This window comes from Mesorhizobium sp. M1A.F.Ca.IN.020.04.1.1, assembly GCF_003997315.1.
In the GTDB taxonomy this organism is placed as follows: domain Bacteria; phylum Pseudomonadota; class Alphaproteobacteria; order Rhizobiales; family Rhizobiaceae; genus Mesorhizobium.
Window position 1 is genome coordinate 1 of sequence record NZ_RZSN01000273.1, and the last position, 5020, is coordinate 5020.

Here is a 5020-nt window from a genome sequence, read left to right on the forward strand (position 1 = left end):
CTGGCCGGAGCCGTTCGGCCTGGCGCCGATCGAGGCGATGGCTTGCGGCACGCCGGTAATCGCCTGGAACTGCGGCGCCCTGCCGGAGCTCATCGACCAGGGCGTGACCGGCTTTGTCGTGGACTCTGTCGATGATGCGGTCGCTGCGATGCCGGCCCTGCTCGGACTTGACCGACGGCAGGTGAGAGTGGTCTTCGAAAAGCGGTTTTCAGCCACCAGGATGGCGCGCGACTATCTTGCCGCCTATATGCGCCTGATCGGTATCCAGGAGGCGAGAGCCTCCTGATCGGCATTCTCTTGGGGCGGGGCAAGCGAAGAGGGGACGAATGACGCAGCTCGACGAGCGCAAGCTCGATCCCGCCGTAGCCCTTGCCTCGCTCGACGAAACGGCGCCGCGGGAGCCGCACCGGCTGTTCGCGCTCAAACAGGGCGATTGTTTCGCGGTCACCGACGCCTATGGTGACATCAGGGGCGCCGGCGACGGTTTCTTTCGCGACGACACGCGCGTTCTTTCCGAGTTCCGCCTGACGATCGGCGGCAGGCCGATGTCGCTGCTCGGCGCCTCGCTCAGCCAGGACAATGTTCTCTTCACCAGCAACCTCACCAACTTGCCGATACAGAGCGCCGCCGGCCGCGACATTCCGCAAGGCGCGATCCATATCGAGCGCGTCAGGCTGATCTGGCAGGACAGGCTATTCGATCGCATCACGCTTTCCAACTACAGCCGCGAGCATTCGACCATCGCCATCTCCTTGCATTTCGCCGCCGACTTTCGCGACATGTTCGAGGTGCGCGGCTCGACACGGCCGAAACGTGGAACGGTCCATCTGGCGAAGACCGATAAGGCGTCCGTTATGCTCGGCTATGACGGTCTCGACGGCCTGCCGCGCCAGTCGGCAATCTCCTTCTCGCAAGCTCCCGACCAACTGAGCGACAATCGTGCCGACTTCCTCATCGCGGTGACCAAGCGCAGCAGCAAGGTGCTTTATGTCGAAGTGGGACCGGAAGTTGCCGAAACGCCCAATCGCGACCGGTTCCGGGCCGCTGCCGCACGCGCGCGTTTTGCCATGCGCGCCAAGCGCCGGCATGGCGCCACCGTCCACAGCTCCGGTCGCGTCTTCAACGATTGGGTCGAACGCGCCCGCGCGGATGTCGCGTTGCTTACCACCGAGCTTCCTACCGGGCCTTATCCTTATGCCGGCATCCCGTGGTTCTCCACGGCCTTCGGCCGCGACGGCGTGATCTCCGGCTTGCAGATGCTGTGGCTCAATCCGGGTCTCGCGCGCGGCGTGCTGGCGTTCCTTGCCGAACATCAGGCGACGGAGACGTCGCCCTTCATCGATTCCCAGCCAGGCAAAATCATGCATGAGACGCGCAAGGGCGAAATGGCGGCACTGCGCGAGCTTCCCTTCGGCCGCTATTATGGCGGCGTCGACACGACCCCGCTCTACATTCATCTCGCCTGCGCCTATGCCGACCGCACCGGCGACATGGCCTTCATCGACACGCTCTGGCCATCGCTCAAGGCGGCCGCCGAGTGGACGGAAGAGGCAAGCCGGGCAACGGGTTTCGTCACCTACCAACGCGCGGCGGAGTCCGGCCTCGCCAACCAGGGCTGGAAAGACAGCGTCGACTCGGTCTTCCATGCCGATGGCCGCATGCCCAAAGGACCGATCGCGCTGGTCGAGGTGCAAGGCTATGTCTTTGCCGCTTATCGCGGCCTTGCCGCGCTCGCACGCCGCCGCGGCGAGTTTGCCGATGCCGAACATTGGGAGAACCGCGCCGAGGAAATGCGGATCGCCGTCGAGCGTGACTTCTGGATCGAGGATCTAAACTTCTACGCCATCGCGATCGACGGCGAAGGCCAGCCCTGCAAGGTGCGAACGTCAAATGCGGGGCATCTGCTCTATGCCGGGCTGCCGCAGCCGGAGCGTGCCAAGATTGTCGCCGATCAATTGCTGTCGGCTTCCTTCCATTCCGGCTGGGGACTGAGGACGCTTGCGGACGACGCGATCTTCTTCAACCCAATGTCCTACCATAACGGCTCGATCTGGCCGCACGACACGGCGCTCTGCGGTGTCGGCCTCTCGCGCTATGGCGAGCGCGAAAGTGTCGTGCGGCTGATGAGCGGCACGTTCGAGTCGGCCGTGCACTTCAACATGCGGCTGCCGGAATTGTTCTGCGGCTTCACCCGGGCGCCAGGCGAGGCGCCGATCGCCTATCCTGTCGCCTGTCTGCCGCAGGCCTGGTCGGCCGGCTCCACCTTCATGCTGATGCAGGCCTGCCTCGGTCTGGAAATCGACGGTTGGAAAGGCGAGTTGCGCGTCACCCGCCCACGGATGCCTATCGGTATCGACACGCTCACGCTCCGGCATCTGTCCGTCGGCAATAAGACTATCGACCTCACCTTCCAGCGTGTCGGGGACCGCGTCGTTGCCTTCCTCGCCGATCGGCATGAGGGCCTGGTGCCGCTGATTGTGCGGACTTAGACGGGTCGATTGCGCAATTCCGGACGGAAAACCGTTACGAGAGCGGAGTTCCGCAAATGCATCCGGCAGTCGAAAAATGTCGGAACCGACGAGCGCCCTATGCGTTTGCAAACCGGAACCGGCACACCTCTCCGCAGCCGGCAAGAACGAAAACAAAATAGCGAACAGCCGGAGGCAACCTGGCATCAATGGCACAGTATGGCGTCGACCTCTTGTGGGTCCTTATCCTAGCTAGTCTCGGACTCAGCGCTCTCGCGATCTTCGTCTCAATAACCAGGCACCGTCACCAGCATGCAACGGCTGTGAACACGCCCGGTGCGGGCGAGGACGTCGCATCGGAAGCCGCACGCAAGGTGTTGCGCGAATTCGAGAAGAACGGGCAGTCGGTCGACGCCGCCCTCGTCACCTGGTCACCGGAGACGCTGCGCAAGATCCTTGCCGAGGATCTGCCGGACGCACAGGTCATCGTCGTCTCCAACCGCGAGCCCTACATCCACAATGAGGACGAGAACGGCGATGTCGAGCTCGTCGTGCCGGCGAGCGGACTGGTCTCGGCACTGGAGCCGATCACGCGCGCCTGCGCCGGCACCTGGATCGCCTATGGCGGCGGAAGCGCGGATCGTCAGGTCGTCGACCGCCACGACCGGGTACAGGTGCCGCCCGAAAATCCATCTTATGCCCTGCGCCGGGTCTGGCTGACCGATGAGGAATATCAGGGCTATTATCTCGGCTTCGCCAATGAAGGGCTTTGGCCGCTCTGCCATATAGCCTTTACCCGACCGATCTTCCGCGAGTCGGACTGGGCGGCCTACGAGGCCGTCAACCGCAAATTCGCCGAAACGGTGGTTGCCGAGGCGCGCAACGAGAGGCCGATCGTGCTGGTCCAGGATTATCATTTCGCGCTGCTGCCGCGCATGATCCGCGAGCGCCTGCCCGAGGCGATTGTCATCACCTTCTGGCACATCCCGTGGCCGAATTCGGAAGTGTTCAGCATCTGTCCGTGGCGCGAGCGCATTCTGGATGGGCTGCTGGGCAGCTCGATCATCGGCTTCCACACCCAGTTCCATGCCAACAACTTCACCGAGAGCGTCGACCGCTTCATGGAGAGCCGGATCGAACGGGCGGATGCCGCGGTGTCCTATGGCGGCCAGACGACTTTGGTCCACGCCTACCCCATCTCTATCGAATGGCCAGTGCAACTCCTGAAGAGCCTGCCGCCGGTCGAGGAATGCCGCGCGCAAATCCGCGAGCGGTTCGGGATTCCAGCCGACGCCAAGCTGTGCGTCGGTGTCGAGCGCCTCGACTACACCAAGGGCATTCTCGACCGCTTCCATGCGCTGGAGGAACTGTTCATCCGCTACCCTGAAATGATCGGCAAGGCGGTGTTCCTGCAGGTCGCCGCACCGAGCCGGGGCACATTGCCGGCCTACAAGCACCTGCATGAGGAATGCCAGCGGCTCGCCGAGGGACTCAACGAGCGCTACGGCAACGGCAGCTATCGTCCGGTCGTACTCGTGGCCGAGCATCACTCGCAGAAGGACGTCTACAAGATCTACCGCGCGGCCGACATCTGCCTCGTCACCAGCCTGCATGACGGCATGAACCTCGTGGCCAAGGAGTTCGTTGCCGCGCGCGACGACGAAGAGGGCGTGCTCCTGCTCAGCACGTTTGCCGGCGCCTCGCGCGAACTGCTCGAGGCGCTGATCGTCAATCCTTACGACGCGGCGATGATGAGCGAAGCCATGCGGCAGGCGCTGGTCATGGGGCCCGACGAGCAGCGCGAGCGCATGCGCCGCATGCGCGAGATCGTACGCGACAACAATGTCTATCGCTGGGCCGGCAGCATGCTGCTCGACGCGGCGCGATTGAGGAAGCGCGGCGAGCTCGACCGCGTCACGGCCTTGTCCGACCGCTCGGCAAACACCAACGGCGACAATGTCGTCTCTATCTTCGAACGCAAACAGGCAGTCGGATTCCGATGAACATCCAAGCAGATTTGACACCACCGCTTCCCGAAGGCCGGTGGGCGCTCTTCCTCGATATCGATGGCACCTTGCTCGAGCACGCCGCCCATCCAGATAGCGTCGCGGTCAGCGCGGAGTTGCGTTCGCTGCTGCAAGCGGTCGAGCGCCGGCTGGATGGAGCGCTGGCTTTCATCACCGGCCGCTCTATCGCGGCCGTCGACCGGCTGTTCGAGCCTTTGAAGCTGCGAATCGCCGGCCTCTACGGGCTGGAGCACAGGCTGACACCGGACGGACAAATCGAGGCCGCCGACGAGCCGGCGGATATGGCCGCACTTGCCGACGAAATCGAGCTGGAGCTGGCAAGCAAGGCCGTCTATGTCGAGCGCAAGGGGCCGGTGCTCGCCATCCACACGCGGGCAGCGCCGCAATTGCTGGCCCGCGCGACGGAACTGGTCGAGACAGCACTTGCCCGGCTGCCGAAAGGCTACCGCGTAATTGCCGGCAATGCCGGTGTCGAACTGATGCCGCTAGAGGCGGCCAAGGGCGCCGCGATCCGGCGCTTCATGC

Annotated in this window: 4 protein-coding genes; all 4 read left to right on the forward strand. The window is 63.9% G+C overall.

Annotated features, from left to right (window positions below; all coding sequences use genetic code 11):
* A partial coding sequence (locus EOA49_RS30160; protein WP_127243536.1) for a glycosyltransferase occupies positions 1-286 on the forward strand: 286 nt, incomplete at its 5' end.
* A 40-nt stretch (positions 287-326) separates the two neighbouring features.
* A complete protein-coding gene (locus tag EOA49_RS30165) occupies positions 327-2489 on the forward strand; it encodes an amylo-alpha-1,6-glucosidase (protein ID WP_067328824.1) in 2163 nt (720 codons plus the stop codon).
* A gap of 188 nt (positions 2490-2677) precedes the next feature.
* The gene (locus tag EOA49_RS30170; RefSeq protein WP_067328827.1) at positions 2678-4471 is read left to right on the forward strand and encodes a trehalose-6-phosphate synthase; all 1794 of its coding nucleotides are present in this window, start codon (positions 2678-2680) and stop codon (positions 4469-4471) included.
* A partial coding sequence (gene otsB, locus EOA49_RS30175; protein ID WP_127243537.1) for a trehalose-phosphatase occupies positions 4468-5020 on the forward strand: 553 nt, incomplete at its 3' end. The genes EOA49_RS30170 and otsB, both read left to right, overlap by 4 nt.